Annotated in this window: 17 protein-coding genes, 3 tRNA genes and 1 pseudogene; 6 read left to right on the top strand and 15 right to left on the bottom strand. The window is 56.4% G+C overall.

Annotated features, from left to right (window positions below; translation table 11 throughout):
• Positions 1–43 precede the first annotated feature (43 nt).
• Entirely contained in the window at positions 44–1,471 is a 1,428-nt protein-coding gene (hldE, locus tag EL098_RS19320) for a bifunctional D-glycero-beta-D-manno-heptose-7-phosphate kinase/D-glycero-beta-D-manno-heptose 1-phosphate adenylyltransferase HldE (protein ID WP_126357663.1), read from the top strand.
• A gap of 45 nt (positions 1,472–1,516) precedes the next feature.
• Here the strand turns inward: hldE and EL098_RS19315 are convergent, their stop codons facing one another.
• Positions 1,517–2,860, bottom strand: a complete 1,344-nt coding sequence (locus EL098_RS19315) for an NCS2 family permease (RefSeq protein ID WP_126357662.1) — start codon at positions 2,858–2,860, stop codon at positions 1,517–1,519.
• Between the two features lie 16 nt (positions 2,861–2,876).
• A complete protein-coding gene (locus EL098_RS19310; RefSeq protein WP_126357661.1) occupies positions 2,877–4,664 on the bottom strand; it encodes an adenine deaminase in 1,788 nt (595 codons plus the stop codon).
• A 134-nt stretch (positions 4,665–4,798) separates the two neighbouring features.
• On the opposite strand from EL098_RS19310, the gene EL098_RS19305 reads away from it, so the two are divergent.
• Both EL098_RS19305 and EL098_RS19300 read left to right on the top strand, forming a co-directional pair.
• Complete coding sequence (locus tag EL098_RS19305) at positions 4,799–5,725, top strand: LysR family transcriptional regulator (RefSeq protein WP_126357660.1); 927 nt, start codon at positions 4,799–4,801, stop codon at positions 5,723–5,725.
• A gap of 22 nt (positions 5,726–5,747) precedes the next feature.
• The gene (locus EL098_RS19300; protein ID WP_126357659.1) at positions 5,748–6,488 is read left to right on the top strand and encodes a CDP-diacylglycerol diphosphatase; all 741 of its coding nucleotides are present in this window, start codon (positions 5,748–5,750) and stop codon (positions 6,486–6,488) included.
• Between the two features lie 41 nt (positions 6,489–6,529).
• Here the strand turns inward: EL098_RS19300 and EL098_RS19295 are convergent, their stop codons facing one another.
• From EL098_RS19295 to EL098_RS19270, 6 genes are all read right to left on the bottom strand, one after another.
• On the bottom strand, positions 6,530–7,039 hold the full coding sequence (locus EL098_RS19295) for a DUF2501 domain-containing protein (protein ID WP_126357658.1): 510 nt from the start codon (positions 7,037–7,039) through the stop codon (positions 6,530–6,532).
• A gap of 140 nt (positions 7,040–7,179) precedes the next feature.
• Positions 7,180–7,608: an organic hydroperoxide resistance protein gene (locus EL098_RS19290; protein WP_126357657.1), complete on the bottom strand. Its 429-nt coding sequence runs from the start codon at positions 7,606–7,608 to the stop codon at positions 7,180–7,182.
• A gap of 95 nt (positions 7,609–7,703) precedes the next feature.
• Complete coding sequence (locus EL098_RS19285; protein WP_126357656.1) at positions 7,704–8,150, bottom strand: MarR family winged helix-turn-helix transcriptional regulator; 447 nt, start codon at positions 8,148–8,150, stop codon at positions 7,704–7,706.
• Between the two features lie 71 nt (positions 8,151–8,221).
• The gene (locus EL098_RS19280; RefSeq protein ID WP_126357655.1) at positions 8,222–8,695 is read right to left on the bottom strand and encodes a threonine/serine exporter; all 474 of its coding nucleotides are present in this window, start codon (positions 8,693–8,695) and stop codon (positions 8,222–8,224) included.
• On the bottom strand, positions 8,686–9,462 hold the full coding sequence (locus EL098_RS19275; RefSeq protein ID WP_126357654.1) for a threonine/serine exporter family protein: 777 nt from the start codon (positions 9,460–9,462) through the stop codon (positions 8,686–8,688). The genes EL098_RS19280 and EL098_RS19275 overlap by 10 nt, the downstream gene beginning before the upstream one ends.
• A gap of 110 nt (positions 9,463–9,572) precedes the next feature.
• Positions 9,573–10,031 carry a YbaK/EbsC family protein gene (locus EL098_RS19270; RefSeq protein ID WP_126357653.1) on the bottom strand — a complete coding sequence of 153 codons (459 nt, stop codon included), beginning with the start codon at positions 10,029–10,031 and terminating at the stop codon, positions 9,573–9,575.
• A 210-nt stretch (positions 10,032–10,241) separates the two neighbouring features.
• Between EL098_RS19270 and EL098_RS19265 the strand changes: the two genes are divergently transcribed.
• Both EL098_RS19265 and EL098_RS19260 read left to right on the top strand, forming a co-directional pair.
• The gene (locus EL098_RS19265) at positions 10,242–10,547 is read left to right on the top strand and encodes a PTS sugar transporter subunit IIB (protein WP_126357652.1); all 306 of its coding nucleotides are present in this window, start codon (positions 10,242–10,244) and stop codon (positions 10,545–10,547) included.
• Between the two features lie 13 nt (positions 10,548–10,560).
• Positions 10,561–11,907: a PTS sugar transporter subunit IIC gene (locus tag EL098_RS19260; RefSeq protein ID WP_126357651.1), complete on the top strand. Its 1,347-nt coding sequence runs from the start codon at positions 10,561–10,563 to the stop codon at positions 11,905–11,907.
• A 38-nt stretch (positions 11,908–11,945) separates the two neighbouring features.
• On the opposite strand, the pseudogene fhuF reads toward EL098_RS19260, so the two are convergent.
• From fhuF to EL098_RS19245, 3 genes and pseudogenes are all read right to left on the bottom strand, one after another.
• A pseudogene (fhuF, locus tag EL098_RS19255) lies at positions 11,946–12,741 on the bottom strand (siderophore-iron reductase FhuF).
• Between the two features lie 135 nt (positions 12,742–12,876).
• Positions 12,877–13,242, bottom strand: coding sequence for a hypothetical protein (locus EL098_RS19250; protein ID WP_126357650.1), 366 nt, complete (start codon positions 13,240–13,242; stop codon positions 12,877–12,879).
• 107 nt (positions 13,243–13,349) lie between these two features.
• Positions 13,350–14,414, bottom strand: a complete 1,065-nt coding sequence (locus tag EL098_RS19245; protein ID WP_126357649.1) for a GGDEF domain-containing protein — start codon at positions 14,412–14,414, stop codon at positions 13,350–13,352.
• A 266-nt stretch (positions 14,415–14,680) separates the two neighbouring features.
• Between EL098_RS19245 and EL098_RS19240 the strand changes: the two genes are divergently transcribed.
• The gene (locus EL098_RS19240; RefSeq protein WP_126357648.1) at positions 14,681–14,920 is read left to right on the top strand and encodes a DUF1435 domain-containing protein; all 240 of its coding nucleotides are present in this window, start codon (positions 14,681–14,683) and stop codon (positions 14,918–14,920) included.
• A 38-nt stretch (positions 14,921–14,958) separates the two neighbouring features.
• Here the strand turns inward: EL098_RS19240 and EL098_RS19235 are convergent.
• The 4 genes from EL098_RS19235 to rsmC form a co-directional block, all read right to left on the bottom strand.
• A tRNA-Leu gene (locus EL098_RS19235) sits at positions 14,959–15,045 on the bottom strand.
• 47 nt (positions 15,046–15,092) lie between these two features.
• Positions 15,093–15,179, bottom strand: a tRNA-Leu gene (locus tag EL098_RS19230).
• Between the two features lie 31 nt (positions 15,180–15,210).
• Positions 15,211–15,297, bottom strand: a tRNA-Leu gene (locus EL098_RS19225).
• A 121-nt stretch (positions 15,298–15,418) separates the two neighbouring features.
• Positions 15,419–16,450 (bottom strand): 16S rRNA (guanine(1207)-N(2))-methyltransferase RsmC, encoded by a 1,032-nt coding sequence (rsmC, locus tag EL098_RS19220; protein ID WP_126357647.1) that lies wholly within the window; start codon positions 16,448–16,450, stop codon positions 15,419–15,421.
• Positions 16,451–16,552: the final 102 nt, after the last annotated feature.

Here is a 16,552-nt window from a genome sequence, read left to right as displayed (position 1 = left end):
TATCATCCCGCGCAAAATTTTATCCCTCGCTGGAGAGTTAGGAATGAAAGTAACGCTGCCCGAATACAGCCGTGCAGGCGTCATGGTGGTTGGTGATGTGATGCTGGATCGCTACTGGTACGGCCCAACCAGCCGTATTTCGCCGGAAGCTCCGGTGCCGGTAGTGAAAGTCGATACCATCGAAGAACGCCCCGGCGGCGCGGCTAACGTAGCGATGAACATTGCTTCGTTGGGGGCAAATTCTCGCCTGGTTGGCCTGACCGGTATTGACGATGCGGCTCGCGCGCTCAGCCAAAGCCTGGCCGGGGTTAACGTGAAGTGCGACTTCGTTTCCGTTCCGACTCACCCGACGATTACCAAGCTGCGCGTGCTGTCCCGTAACCAGCAACTGATTCGCCTCGATTTTGAAGAAGGGTTTGAGGGCGTCGATCCTGAACCGCTGCACGAGCGCATCAGCCAGGCTCTGCCGCAGATTGGCGCTCTGGTGCTTTCTGACTACGCAAAAGGCGCGCTGGCTTCCGTACAGCAGATGATTCGCCTCGCTCGTGAAGCAAAGGTGCCGGTGCTTATCGACCCGAAAGGCACCGACTTTGAGCGTTATCGCGGCGCCACGCTGCTGACCCCAAACCTTTCCGAATTTGAAGCCGTGGTTGGCAAGTGCAAGACCGAAGCCGAGCTGGTTGAGCGCGGCATGAAGCTGATTGCCGATTATGAACTGTCGGCGCTGCTGGTGACTCGCTCCGAGCAGGGCATGACGCTGCTGCAGCCGGGGATTGAACCTTTCCATCTGCCAACCCAGGCGCAGGAAGTCTATGACGTGACCGGTGCCGGTGATACGGTGATCGGCGTGCTGGCGGCAACGCTGGCCGCGGGGAACTCGCTGGAAGAAGCCTGCTACTTTGCGAATGCGGCGGCGGGCGTGGTTGTCGGCAAGCTGGGGACCTCTACCGTTTCTCCGGTTGAGCTGGAAAACGCGGTTCGAGGTCGCGCGGAAACAGGTTTTGGCGTGATGACCGAAGCCGAGCTGAAAGTTGCTGTCGCCGCTGCCCGCAAGCGCGGCGAGCGTGTGGTGATGACCAACGGCGTGTTCGATATTCTGCATGCAGGTCACGTTTCTTATCTGGCAAACGCCCGCAAGCTTGGCGATCGCCTGATTGTTGCGGTAAACAGCGATGCTTCAACCAAACGCCTGAAAGGGGAAACGCGGCCGGTTAACCCCCAGGATCAGCGAATGATCGTGCTGGCGGCGCTGGAAGCGGTGGACTGGGTTGTGCTGTTTGAAGAAGACACCCCGCAGCGCCTGATTGGTGAGATCCTGCCGGATCGGCTGGTGAAAGGTGGCGACTATAAGCCAGAGCAGATTGCCGGCAGCCAGGAAGTTTGGGCCAACGGCGGTGAGGTGATGGTGCTGAACTTCGAAGATGGCTGCTCCACTACCAATATTATCAAGAAGATCCAGAGCAACGGCTAAATCAGCCGCTGAGAAAAAAGCCCTCGAAAGAGGGCTTTTCTGTTTCTAGTGCTTCACCAACGTTGCGAAGTAGTAGACCAGCGGAATGGCCAGCAGATAAAGCCCCACCGGGATTTCACGCCACTTACCGGCAATCACTTTAATGATGATGTAGAACAGCAGGCCGCCGGCGATCCCGGTGCCGAAGCTGTTGGCGATAAGCGTGATCATCACCATCATCAGTACCGGCAGGCCGTCGGTAAAGTTCCCCAGATCCACCTTGCGCAGGCCGCTGAACATGTTCAGGCCGATAAGGATCAGTGCGGGCGCGGTGGCTTCTTTAGGGATCATCAGGGCGACAGGCGTGAACAGCAGCATCAGCAGGAACATTACCGCTGCCGCCAGCGCGGTCAGGCCGGTTTTACCGCCGGCTTCTGCCGCCGCCGAGGACTCGATCAGCGCCGTAGCCGCCGGAATGCCGACCCACGGGCCAAGCGCGGCGGCAATAGAGTCGACCATAAACGGCCTGTTGATGTGCTGCATGTTGCCGTGTTCGTCCAGCAGCCCGGCTTCGCCGCCTACCGCCAGCGTGGTGCCCATGGTGGAGAAAAATTCCGACGCAAAGAAGACAAACAGGAACGGCAGGAAGGCGATGTTCAGCGCGCCGAGCATATCGACGTGGCCCAACACCGGCGCCAGCGAGTGCGGCATCGCGATAAAGCTTTGCGGCAGGTGGGTGACGCCCAGAGGAATGCCGACCAATGTGGCAAACAGAATCGCCCACAGAATGGCACCCGGTACGCGGCGAGCCTGAAGCGCAATCGCCAGGAACAGGCCGCACAGGGCCACAATTGCCCCGGCAGAAGTAAAGTCGCCGAGCGCCAGCGCGTTGGTTTTGGCGTTTGCCAGCACCAGCCCGGCGTTGCGGAAGCCCAGCACCGCAACGAACAGGCCGATGGAGGCCGTAAGCCCAAGCTTGATCGACTGCGGTACCGAGCGCGTGACCACTTCACGCAGGCCAAGACGGGTCAGAGCAAAGAACAGAATACCGGACCAGCAGGCTATGCCGAGGCCAATCTGCCAGCCGATATGCTCGCTTCCGGCTAGCGTTACGCCGACCAGCACCGAGCCGCCGATGCCCGGCCCGACAATAAACGGCAGATTGCCGTAAAACGCCATCAGCAGAGTGCCGATGACGAAGACGATAATCGTCCCTGTGGTCGCCGCGCCCTTATCCATGCCGCCCACGGCAAGCAGGCCGGGGATAACGACCAGAAGGTAAGCGGCGGCAAGAAAGCCGGTGACGCCCGCGAGGCATTCGGTTTTCACTTTGCTTTGGCGGCTGCGAAGCTGGAATCGCCGCTCCAGCCAGCTTTCACTGGCGGCCTGAGTCACTGAATTTTCGGCCATTATTTGGCTCTCCGGATTAATGTGTTGTGTGTGCGTCTGCCGGGTGTTCGTGGCATTCAATAAGCGGATCGACGATCTGGCGAGTACTGCCATCCGTCAGGCCAAGATCGGTCAAATGTGGCCCGGCGTTACAGGCCAGACAGGTACCTTCGATAGCCTTGAACACGCGGTACGGCGGCTCCCAGTCGGCGACTTTATTGCTCAGTTCACGAAGTTGAGCAAACTGCTCCGCCAGCTCGGCGGCAGGCAGATCGGAGAGCATCCCGGCGATCGGCATTTCTACCTTAGCCAGCATCTGCCCGTTCTGGCTAAGCGCCATACCGCCTCCACAGGCGATCAGCTCGTTAGCGGCGAGCGCCATGTCCTGCGGATCTCTGCCGAGGACGACGAGGTTATGCGAGTCGTGCGAGTAGGTGGTGGCTATTGCACCGCGCAGTTCTCCCCAGCCTTCCAGCAGCGCCAGCTGAGGTTTTGCCTCATGGCGGCCATGGCGGTGCTGAACCCAAATCAGGCTGAAGCCTTCAGGTAGCAGGACTTCGCCGTTGCGGACTTCCACCTCGACTTCGCTCCACTGGGTAAAACGAGCGCCTTTGATATGGCGCAGGCGAGCACGCCCGTTGTTCACCGGCACCTTGAGAACAAAATCGTTTGGACTCAGCTGCTGCAGCCGGACAGTATCTCGCGGGGGAACAATAGACGGTGACGCGACGGGCTCCAGCATTTTTCCCCGTTCGGCGACGAGCTTACCGGCGACGTAAACGGTTTTGGCGCTTAGGGTTTCCAGCGAATCAAATACCACCAGGTCGGCGGTACGGCCGGCGGCTATCAGGCCGAGATCCGGGCGCTGCAGGCGCAGTGAAGCATTCAGCGTGGCCAGACGCAAAGCGTCCGTAGCCTTCATACCGTGCTCAATAAGCAGGTTAAGCAGGGCAACAATACCGCCTTTCGCCAGCAGCATATCCGGCGGCACATCATCGGTGCAGACGGTGACCTGCGAGGAAAGATGCGGCAGGCCGTTAAGAGCTTCAACGATCTCAGGCAGCAGATAAGGGTGGGAGCCACGGATTTCGAGGGTTAGCCCTGCACGTAGCTTTTCCAGCGCGTCGGCCGCAGAGGTGAGCTCATGGTCGGAAGTCACGCCAGCGGCAAGGTAGGCCTGTAGTCCTGCTCCGCTAAGGCCGCGTGCATGGCCTTCAATCAGTTTTCCGCTCTCCAGCCCGGCGTTGAGAATTTCCAGCATTCTCTCACTGCTGTTAAGCACGCCGTGCATATCCATAACTTCAGCTACGCCCGCAACCTCAGGCCACGAGAGCAGGGTTTCCATCTCTTTACCGGCAAAATCTGCGCCAGACATTTCCAGCCCTGGCGTTGAAGGCACGCTGGACGGCGCCGCGCAGATCACGCGCAGCGGCAAATTGCGGCTGGCGTCTACGGCATAACGCACGCCCTCGATACCCAGCACATTTGCCAGCTCGTGCGGGTCCCAGAAGATGGTCGTGGTGCCCTGAGCTACGACGATTTCGGCATAGCGAGCGGGAGGCAGATGGGAGCTCTCAACGTGTACGTGAGTATCCATCAAGCCTGGGCTGAGGTAGCTTCCGGCCAGATCGTGGATCTGAGCGGCATCTTTGCGGCTACCACGAGGATGAACGCTGGCGATAAGCGTGCCGATGAGACCGACATCCGCTTCGCGGATTTCGCCCGTTGCCATATCGACAACCCGGCCATTGGTCAGGAGCAGGTCGAAAGAAGCTTCGCCGAGGGCAGCTTTTACCGCGCGGCGGCGTAAATCAGCAGAGGTCATGGCTGGATTCCGAAAAAGAGGGTCTGGCGGCTACTCTAGGCAGGGGAAAGCGCTTTGCCCAGATGATTTAATTTATCAGCCGATAAGAAACGTTTATCCTGTGGCAAACGTTTACCTGGTAACCCCTGATTCCCATGGCTGAACCCTGGCAGCGACTTCCCGCTCTCTCGTTAAAACAGATCCAGTATTTTGTGACGCTGGCCAAACTTCGTCATTTTACCGACACCGCCAACCGGCTCGCCATTAGCCAGCCCGCGCTGAGTAGCGCGCTGCGGCAGATCGAATCCGTGCTCGGCGGGAAGCTGGTCAACCGCACCGCCGCCGCCGTAACGCTGACGGATTTAGGCGCGGCCCTGCTGCCTCACGCTGAACGCGTGCTCAACGTCGCGCAGCGAGCGTTTGACGATATGCAGCGCATTGTTCAGGACGGCGGTGACGGCACGCTGCGAATTGGGCTGGTGCCGTCGGTGGGCAGCCTGCTGTTCCCTGATATTCCTCAACGTATTGCAGAGGCTTTCCCCCGTCTGCGCGTGGAGTTTCATGACCGGACCAACGATGCGCTGATCGCCCAGCTTGAGAGCGGTCAGCTGGACTTTGGGCTGGGCGCGCTGGACAGTTCAGTGCCTGAAACGCTGGAGATCCATCCGCTTCAGGACGATCCCTTTGTGGCCGTCGTCAATTGTCACGATCCTCTGGCAGACTCCAGCCATGCTCCCTGGCGGAGCCTGGTGAAGCGAGACATCGCCCTGTTTTCGAAAGGGAATATTAGCCGGCTGGTGGCGGCGATGGCTGAAAGTCAGAGATTGACGTTGAATGCTCGCTATCAGGTTGATTTTATTGAGACGCTTTATGGCCTGGTTCGCTCGCAGCTGGCGGTGGCGATCCTGCCGCAGCTCTACACCACCTGGCTACAGGACCCGAAGCTGAAGGTGATTCATCTCCAGCAGCCCTCCCTGAGTCGGACCGTGGCGCTGATGCGCAGCCCCGGGCCGTTTGCACCGCAAATTGAGGCCTGCTTTCAGCTGATTGTCCGTGAATTACAACAACGAAAAGTCCCCTGATTTTTTACAAGGAAAACCTGACATGAAAAAGATCCTGCGCGTGGTGGTTGTGCTGCTGATTTTACTGGTGGCCGCCGTCGCTATTCGTCTGTGGCTGCTGCATCGCCACGGTGATGCTCTGTGGAATATCATTAGCCAGCAGTGCATTCCCAACCAGCAGCAGAATAGCTCGCCGGCACCCTGCCTGAAAGTCGACCTGGCACAGCGCTACCTGGTGTTCAAAGATGCCAAAGGCCCGCTGCATACCCTGCTGATGCCGACGGATAAAATCAGCGGCATCGAGAGTCCGAAGATCCTCGAAAACGGCGCGCCCAACTACTTCCTGGACGCGTGGGAAAATCGCCATTATCTGCTGGATGAAACCACGAAAGCGGTGAGAGACGATGATCTGGTGCTGGCTATCAATTCCCGCTACGGGCGTTCGCAGAACCAGCTGCATATTCACCTGTCCTGCCTGCGGCCTGAGGTTTACCAGTCCATTAACCAGCTTGCTGATAAGGTGAGTGACCAGTGGCAGCCGTTTGGCGCAGAAATTCTTGGGCATAAATATCTGGCGCGAAAAGTGCCTGCGGAAGCTAATCCGTTTACCGTGCTGGCGGAGTATGTGAAGGCCCAGGGCGATGAGATGGATAATTTTGGTCTGGCGCGAGTAGTCACGGCAAAAGGAGATGTGGTGCTGTTGGCTAACCCTCGCCAACTGCTGGGCGGTAACCAGGGCTCGGCGGAAGAGATGCTGGACTATAGCTGCTCGCTGGCAAACTAAAACAAAATGGCCTCTTAGCAAGAGGCCATTTTTTTGTGCCGTTACGACAGGTAATTCATGCCCTGTTTGAGCACCAGATCGCAGGCTTTGGTTTTGACCTTTTCAGCCAGCGGCGAGTTGCCGATGCTGTTCAGATCCAGCTTCTGGCCGTTCGCCGTATTTAGCAGGCCCATCAGGCCCTGATTGTAGTCCTGCTTGTCGGCAGGCTGGGTGCTGCTTTCCAGACCCAGTTTTGTCATCAGCTGATTTTTGATGTTGTCGGTATTGGTGACGGAAGCCAGTTTGTTCTTCGCGCAGTATTCCATCACGCCGGCCGCATTGGTCATCGTGTTTGAGCTAAGAGACTTGCTGTTGCCGTTAAGCAGGCTGGTTAATGAAGAGAGAGAAAGACCGCCATTCTGGGCGTCGGCGCTGGTTGCCGTGGAGCCGCTTTTGCTCAGCTCGTTTGCTGCACTGGAAAGCTGATCCTGCCAGCTTGCTGCGGTGGCCTGGCCGGTGAAAAAGGCCGCCGTCAGCGCTATTGCGCAGAGAGTTCTGTTCCTTGTTTTCATCTTATCGGTACTCGCTTTGTTTGCCTGCGGTGCAGGAGATTTCAGGCGAGAGTATAGCGCTTTGACCTGAGGCTGGGGGATTGAGAGTTGTCTTAAAGCCGGGATTTAGGATAAAAGGCCGGTTTCCCGGCCCCTTACTATCAGCTGATGATATTCAGCGTCACGTCGATGTTGCCGCGGGTCGCGTTGGAATAAGGGCAAACGATGTGTGCCGCATCAACCAGTTTTTTGGCTTCGGCTGCGTCCATCCCCGGCAGGTGAATGTTCAGCTTCGCTTCAATACCGAAACCGGTCGGCAATGGCCCAATACCAACTTCGCCTTCAATGAATGCGTCGGACGGCATGGCGATTTTGTCGCGGCCGGAGACAAATTTCAGCGCGCCGAGGAAGCAGGCAGAATAACCCGCCGCAAACAGCTGCTCGGGGTTAGTCACCTCGCCGCCAGCGCCACCCATCTCTTTTGGCAGGCCCAGCTTAACGTCCAGCACGCCGTCGGAAGAGGTTGCACGGCCTTCACGGCCGCCGGTGGCTTTGGCTTTTGCGGTATAAACGACTTTTTCTAAAGACATGGCAGGTTCCTTATCGTACTTTAAGTTTGCGCTATAAAATAGCGCGCTATTTATAGGCTGTTTTAAAAAACGCCGAAAATATCGACGCTTGATAATTACGTGTTTAGGTTACTACGCAGCGACTCCAGCTGCGCCTTAAGCGCCAGCATACTGTCCACGCTGCAGGCCGAAGCGCAGCGCACGGAATCAGGAATGCTCTGCGCTTTTTCCTGCAGCGTTTTGCCTTGCGGAGTCAGCGTGACGGCCACCTGGCGTTCATCTTCGCGAGAGCGCTGGCGTAAAAGCAGCCCGGCGCTTTCCAGCCGCTTCAGCAGGGGCGTCAGGGTAGCGGAGTCCAGAAACAGGCGCTCGCCAATTTGCGACACCGTCACATCGTCCTGCTCCCACAGCACCAGCATCACCAGATATTGCGGATAGGTGAGCTGCAGCGGCGCAAGCAGCTGGCGGTAGAGCTTGTTTACCGCCAGGTTGGCGGAATAGAGCGCAAAGCAAAGCTGGTTATCCAGCAGCAGAGCGTTCGTTTCGGTCGGTCTCTTCTTCATGTTGCTCAATATAGATAGCGCACGATTAAATCGCAAGTTTTATTTTGCGGCACTTTTCTGGCCGGTATTGATCAGACTCTGGGCTTTTTGCGATAGAGCCACAGCCCCGGCAGCGAGAGGCCAATGGAGAGTGCGCCCACGATAAACGAAGCCTTCAGGAAATTGGTGACCAGCAGGATCATCAGCGGATCGCTGTAGCCAAAGTGCGTCAATTTTACCATCGAGATCATGGCGGTGTAGGCGTAGATCCCCGGAAACATAGGAATGACTGCCGCAACGGTAAAGATTTTCGGGTGCGCAAGATACCAGCGCGACCACTGAATACCGATGATGCCGACCAGAATTGAAGCCAGAAAAGTGCTCCATTCGATGTTCAGGCCTGCGGTCATCATCGCCATACGCGAGCCGTGACCGATGCCGCCGAGCAGGGCGCAGTAAGGCAGGGCGCGCTGAGGGACGTTAAACACCAGCGCAAAACCCGCTGCCGGAACGGCAGACAGCGCCATATCCTGAAGCAGAGCCAGAGTGAACTCGATTATGCCCATCCCCGTAGCCCCCACAGCGACATCGCCATTACCACGCCGAGACAGGTCGCAAGCGTGAGCAGGCTGGCCATCGCCCAGCGAGCCAGGCCGGTGTTGACGTGACCTTTGAACATATCGGCAACGGCGTTGATCAGCGGGAAGCCGGGGACCAGCAGTAACACGCTTGCGGCCATTGCGATGCTTGAGGTGTCGGCAAACGGGCCTCTGGCGATCAGCAGCCCGGAGACGCTGGTAGCGACGAAGGCGGTAACGCAGAAGCTGATCTGCGGGTGAAGCTGGCGGATCGTCAGAAGCTGGCGCACCGACATCGCCACCGAGCTGGCAATAAAGGCGACCAGCGCCCCGTCCCAGCCGCCGTTGTTCAGTTTGCAGAAGCAGCCGCAGGAAAGACCGACCATCAGCACCACCAGCCAGCGCGGGTAGCGCAGCGGCTTGATGTGTTCAAAACGCTTAAGAACGTCCCCGGCATCAAGCAGTCTGTGCTCGGCGAGGATCACGATGTGCTGTACCTCGGTGACGACATGCATATTGATGCCGCGATCGACATTTTTTCGCGTAGTTGTCAGGCACTGGTTGTCTTTAATGGTGCTAAGGACGATGGCGTTGGCGGAGATTGAGCTTTCCACGCTGTCCATACCCAGCGCTTTACCCAGCCGGGTGGAAAGCTCTTCCACGAGTGCGCTTTCTGCTCCGTGCTGCAGTAAAAAGAGCGCACACTGAATACATAAACGAGTGACGTCCCGCTGGGGAGCAACATCTGGCTGCATGCTTGATCCTGACGAAAGAGAATGAGATCCGCTTAATGTTTATCCATTTAACATGAGCGTCTCTCTTTCTGAGCAGGGCCAGATCAAGCTTTGAGTCACTTAAACCGCAATTACTGGCAGACGTCCACCCATTTGGCCTGCGTTAATTCGGCCAGTCGTTCCGGAGAGATGCGAACGGCGCTGTGGATAGCGCCTGCGGCAGGCAACACTTCATCATACTGGCGCAGCGAAATGTCGCAGAACACCGCCAGCGGGTTTTCCAGCCCAAAAGGGCAGACGCCGCCAACCGGATGCCCGGTCCAGTTCACCACTTCATCGCTGCTGAGCATGCGCGCCTTAGCGCCAAAAGCCTCTTTAAGTTTCTTATTATCAAGACGAGCATCGCCTTTTGCGACGATCAGAATAATGTCGTTTTTGACCTTCAATGAGAGCGTTTTGGCTATTTGCCCGGGGGCAACATTGTGGGCAGCGGCGGCAAGCGCGACGGTGGCGGTGCTTTGGTTTAGCTCGATGATATCGATATCGGGGGCATGGTCGGCGAAGAATTGCCGCACGGACTGCAAACTCATGATTTTCTCCTGATCCGGGTGGCAAATAATTTCGCATAAGCTTGTGCTTTCTGTAAACCGCTTATACTTACCTCACACCCGCCTTGTCAGAAATTTCTGGATCTCCTTCACAATCACTGAAACCGGTTACGGTAACCGGTTGCAGGAATAAGTTCCGCGAGGAATACTGAGTTCCGTAACCACCCCTGTACCCAATAATAAGAGTCGTCTATGAAACGTATCCTTTTGTGCTGTGCCGCTGGTATGTCTACCAGTATGGTCGTGAACAGGATGAAACAGGCCGCCCGGGATCAACAGATTGAGGTTGAGATCAAGGCGGTGGGTGTTGAAGAGTTCACGGATGCTATGCCTGAATTTGATTGCTGTTTACTCGGTCCGCAGATCAAATCCCGTCTGGAAGATTTTAAGGCTCAGGCCGCTCCCAAACGGATCCCGGTCACGGTCATTAACTCTATGGATTACGGAATGATGCGCGGCGCCAGAATTCTCGCCGATGCACTCGCGTTGATAGCCTGACAGGAGAGCCACTATGTCTGCCAACCACCCTGCATTTAATTTAATTTTTCGCTTTGTTGAAAACTACGTTAGCCCTGTTGCTGGCCGTATTTCTTCACAGCGCCACGTCATGGCCATTCGCGACGGATTTATTTCAGCGATGCCGTTCATGATTGTCGGTTCGTTCCTGCTGGTCTTTGCCTATCCGCCGTTTTCGCCCACCACAACCTGGGGCTTTGCCCGCGCCTGGCTCGATCTGGCGAAGCAGTTTGAGGGACAAATTCTGACGCCGTTTGATATGACGATGGGCATCATGTCTATCTATATTTGTGCGGCCATTGCCTACAATCTGGGCAAGCATTATGTCAAATCGCACGGGCTGGATCCCTTTATGTGCGCCATGCTGTCGTTGATGGCCTTCCTCGTGGTAGCGGCCCCGAAAACCAAGGGGACGCTGCCGGTGGATAGCCTTGGCGGCACCGGTATTTTTACCGCGATTATGGTGGCGATTTACTGCGTAGAGATGATGCGATTCCTGAAGGCGCACAACATCGGCATTAAGCTGCCGGACCAGGTGCCACCGATGATCAAAAACTCCTTTGACCTGCTGATCCCGGTGCTGGTGGTGGTGCTGACGCTCTATCCGCTGAGCCTGTTTATCCAGTCCCAGTTCGATATGCTGATCCCGCAGGCCATTATGGCGCTGTTTAAGCCGTTGGTGTCGGCTGCGGATTCCCTGCCTGCGATTCTGCTGGCGGTGCTGATTGCGCACCTGCTGTGGTTCGCGGGCATTCATGGGGCGGCGATTGTCTCCGGGATGCTGCAGATGTTCTGGCTGACTAACCTGGGGCTAAATCAGGGCGCGCTGGCTGCCGGTGCACCGCTGCCGCATATCTTTATGGAGGCGTTCTGGACCTTCTTTATCGTGGTTGGCGGTTCCGGGGCGACAATGGGGCTGGTTATCTGCTATCTGCGCAGTAAATCAGCCCACCTGCGTTCTATCGGCCGCCTTAGCATCGTGCCGACCTGCTTTAACATTAACGAGCCGGTCATCTTTGGTACGCCGATTGTGATGAACCCGGTGTTCTTCATTCCGTTCCTGCTGGCGCCAATGGTTAACGCCGTGCTGGCCTGGGGCGCAATGAAGCTGGATCTGATTGGTCGCGTAATTTCCGTTGTTCCCTGGACGGCGCCGGCACCTATCGGAGCCGCCTGGGCGCTGGGATGGGACTTCCGCGCGGCAATCCTGGTGATTCTGCTGGCCTGCATCTCGTCCATCATCTACTTCCCGTTCTTCAAAGTGTACGAGAAGCAACTGCTGGAGCAGGAGAAAGAAGAGGCGCAAAGGGCGAGCGAGGAGGGGAACCAACAGCTGGCTTAATGGCTAAGCAGAAGAAGAGCGGCGGGGAAACCCGCCGTTTACTCTTTCAGGGTGCAGTCGCCGCAGCTTTCGACGTCGGGCAGCTTGTAGCGCTGGCAGCAGGTACTTCTGACCAACACTCCTTCACGAGGGATCACGGTGCGATAGAGCGGATTTTCCCGGCCGCATGAAAGCTGTTTTTCAAAGAAGCAGGCATTCACCAGCGTTGTCAGACTCTGCGCCTCCAGCAGGAGGTTTCAGCTCGCCAAAGAACCAGTTGATCAGGTAGCCGGTGTTGCTCCAGATAAGACGGGCGTGGATCTCTTCGCTGGCCGCCAGCGCCGCCACAACCGGCATCAGGCCATCGGTAATAAACCGCTCCAGGCGAAGGCGCAGCGGGAGCCTGCTCGCCAGGCTATTTTCTTCTACCTCAATCCAGAAGCATTTGGCTCGCCCCGTTTCGTGGAACTCAACCTGCATCTGCTCAGGAGCAATGTTCAGCGCCTCAGGCTGGGTCAGCAACGCCATCATCATCGGCGGCACCAGCAGGCCGATATACCACTGCGCCCACAGGGAGTGGAGCGGCTTATGCGCCCGGGAAACTCCGGGCTGGTGACGGTAGATGTGGTCGCCAAAGGTCGCCATCAGGGAAGCCAGCACGACAGGTTGCCGCCACTCGCTTAGCGTCATCGTCGCGGCAGGTGCAGGCTCATTAAATTTTATGATGTCGTTGAAGTAAGGACGGTGGGTGGCGAAATAGTCTCGCAGGGTATCGGCCAGCGGACGCGCCGTTGGGGGCCCTGGGAGCACAAAGCAGCCGCCGTCATCGCTGAGCTGAAGGGAGTGGAGCGCCATACTCTCGCCGGTAACCTTTCTAAATAAGAATGATTATCAATCCTAACTATGCGCGCGCGCCCTGGCAAGGTGATTTCGCCGCGGGCGCTGATGGATGACGGTTTTTGCGATCTGGCGCGTGTATCGTCGTGCTCTTTATTTCCCGGAGAATTTGTAGGCCGTTTTGCCGTCAGGGAAGAAGGAGTAGGTTACATACATCGGGACGATACGGCCGCAGGCGTCAAAGTTCCAGGCCTCTTTCGCTGAACCCGAAATCAGCGCTGTTCCGGCGGAATTGGTGCGGATATCATCCGATTTACTGATCAGGGCTACGGCGACGGATTTAGGCTTTTCACGACAGCCGCTGGTGACGGGCAGCATCGGGATAAGGTGCTGCAAAACATAGGCCGGATCGCTGGTCAGCGGCTGGCCGTTGACCTGAAGTTTGCCGGCGTTATTGTTGGCACAGGCGGTGAGAAGGAGAACGGGAAGCACGACGAGCGCAGGAAAAGCGTAAGCCATTATTATTCCTCAGAGAGATGAAATGTAGCCTTGAGCGGCATATTATTGTTGTCTGAAATATGAACAATAAGCTGCCAGCATACAACCACATTATTTCTGAGGATAGGTCAATTCACAGTGACCATTTCGTGGGTCAGAATGCTGTTTCGCCCGCGGTGTTTCGCCTGATACAGCGCTTTGTCCGCCAGCCTGAGGGCATCATCAATGCTGCCTTCGCTAAAGGGCGCCATCCCGATACTGACGGTGACGTTGGTCGTGGCCTGGTTCTTGAACATATGGGGAATGTCCAGATCGAAAACGCGCTGGCGGATCCTTTCCGCAGACTGCAGCGCACGCTCAGCGTCGATGTTGGTGAGCATAACCATAAATTCTTCCCCACCGTAGCGAGTGACGATATCTCTCGAGCGCACTGCGTCACGGATGGCGGCCGAAACGCGGATCAGCGCCTGATCGCCCATCGCATGGCCGTAGTGATCGTTGTAGGACTTGAAATAATCGATATCCAGCAGCAGAACGTAATGGCTGCCGGGGCCGGAGGCCTGAATATGCTCGAGACGATTTTGAAAGCCCCGGCGGTTGTATAGCCCGGTCAGAGGATCGAGCATGCTGAGGTCGCTCAGCGTCTCTTTCTCTTCGAGCAACTGATTCATCAGCCGCTGGGTAAACCAGTCGTTACGTTTTTGAATAATATGCTGAATGGTGATGCCTATGGCGGGCAGCGCGATAGAGTAAAGCACCCGCAGCCACTGATCGACATCCCCCAGCCAGAGCACAACCAATGCGACGGGCAGGCTTTGCAGCAGGAAGGGCACGATATTATTAATAAACGAAATGGCGCCAATAAAAAGCACAGACATCAGGCTGATAACCAGAAATGAGGTATCGGGATGGCCGATGGCTTCGTTTTTAAGAAAAATGTGCAGCGCCCATAATAACCCGAAAAAGAAAGAGGCAATATTCAGGTTTATTAACCGTTTTTTATCCCTGATTTGCCAGGCAAGCAGCGTCAGGCTGGCGAGCAGAATAGCAATAACCGGCGGCGTAAGGCGCAGCACCGAATGCAGGGAAAAGAGCATAGAAAAAGCGGCTGCCAGGGCGTTAAGCAGCAAAAATAAACGTAAAGAAAGCTGATGCTTCGCTTTGAGTAAGGCTCGCCAGGTTTGGGCTGTCATAGAACGGTTATGTGTTGGGTCAGTGCGTCAGATGTTGTGTGTGTCGTATAAATGAAAAGCGGGCGAGCTGCTTTTCTGGCAACTATTGGAATTTTTATAGGGCAAATTAAAGCCGGCGCTCAATCTATCACCTTACTGAAAATCTGTCATTAAATGCCGCGTCAACCTCGGCTATTTCAGCGATAGTGCATCCACGTTTTTACGCTGACAATTGAGAATTTTTATCATATGATATTGGTTCTCATTATCATGGATGGGGCGTGAAGATGCTGCAACGACGACTGGAAGGTGGCTGGAGTGTTATGGTGGCGGGTCTTGCCGTCGCGCTGCTGGCCTGGATGGATCTCTCTTTCAGCCAGTGGCGGGTGCTGGTGGTGGTTGGGCTGCTCGCTACGGCGCTGATGCTCTATCACAAGACGTTACGGCACTTTGTTTTGCTGCCATCGTGTGTCGCATTTGCCAGTGGGCTACTGCTGATTATGATGAATCTGGGAACGATGAAATAATACGGCGGGAGAGAAAAAGAGGGTCACTTCATAAGAAGTGGTGCGAAGAGAGGGACTTGAACCCTCACGTCCGTAAGGACACTAACACCTGAAGCTAGCGCGTCTACCAATTCCGCCACCTTCGCACAGTTTTCAGATTTGCCTCTGAAGAGCTTTGATATCGTCTTCGCATTGGTGCGAAGAGAGGGACTTGAACCCTCACGTCCGTAAGAACACTAACACCTGAAGCTAGCGCGTCTACCAATTCCGCCACCTTCGCGCAGTGCGAACGATATCTTTCGTGGTTGTGTTGGTGCGAAGAGAGGGACTTGAACCCTCACGTCCGTAAGAACACTAACACCTGAAGCTAGCGCGTCTACCAATTCCGCCACCTTCGCATACCTGTAATACCGAAGTATCACAACCACGGAGGCGCATTCTAGATGTTTTCTGAACTTCGTCAACACTTAATTTGGCGCCGCTTTCCTGACTGATGCAAAAAGCGGCGCTAAAGCGTGCTTAGCGCTTTTTGCCCGCGCGCGTCAGAACGGCACGATAGACTTTAAAACGGCCGGTTTGGGCAATAACTTCATGGCTGCCAAACACTTCGTCCAGCACGTTCGGATAGGCGAGGAAGGCGTTCGCCACGATGCGCAGCTCGCCGCCCATATTCAGATGCCGTGCTGCACCGCGAATAAGCTGATGCGCCGCGTCGAGGCTGGTCTGCATGCCGTCGTGGAACGGTGGGTTCGAAATAATCATGTCGAAACGACCGCCGATCTCCGAGTAAACGTTACTGGCGATCACTTCACCTTCAATGCCGTTAGCCGCAAGCGTTGCACGGCTGGCGGCCACCGCAGGCGCGCTTACGTCGCTTAGCGTGAGGCGAACTTTTGGCGAGTGGCTGGCGAGGGTGATGGCCAGCACGCCAGCGCCGCAGCCCACATCCAGCACCTTGCCTTTAGTGTGCGGCGTCAGCGTGGAGAGCAGCAGCTTGCTGCCGGTATCCAGGCCGTCGCGGCTGAAGACGCCAGGCAGGGTTTTCACCGTCATCCCTTCATGTGGATATTCGCCCCACCAGCTATTTTCATCAAACGCGGGCTGCTGCTCAAGTCGGCCGTGATAGAGGCCGCAGCGGCGTGCGCTGTCGATTTTGGTCAGCGGGCAGATGTCAGCCAGCATCTGCTCGGCGCTGCGCACGCCGGAGCGGTTTTCGCCGACGACGAAGACATCGGTGCCGACCGGCATCAGCGACAGAATGTTCATCAGCTGGAACTGGGCTTCAGGCTTGTTCTTTGGCCAGTAGTAGATAAGCGTATTGCTGTCGGCAACGTCATCCGCACTGGCCACCAGGCCGTACTGTGCGTTCTCACCCATCTGCGCGCTTAATACCTGCCAGTGGTGGAATTGCTGGGTGTGGGCGCGGCTGGCGGCGGTGTCGAAACGCGCCGGCAGATCGTCTTGCATGTCACCGGCAAACAACACACGGCTCTCGGTAAAATCATCGCTGTGGCGCAGCAGTACTTCACTCGCCGGGGTAAACGCACTCATTAAATTGCTCCTGGAAAATCAGAACGTGGATTATAGAGCTTTAATGGCGTGGATTCGATGAATTTGCTATATTTGCCGCCCTAATGACGCTCTCGACAGGTT

It is taken from the genome of Cedecea lapagei (genome assembly GCF_900635955.1).
Lineage (GTDB): Bacteria > Pseudomonadota > Gammaproteobacteria > Enterobacterales > Enterobacteriaceae > Cedecea > Cedecea lapagei.
This window is presented reverse-complemented; position numbering and strand designations above follow the sequence as displayed.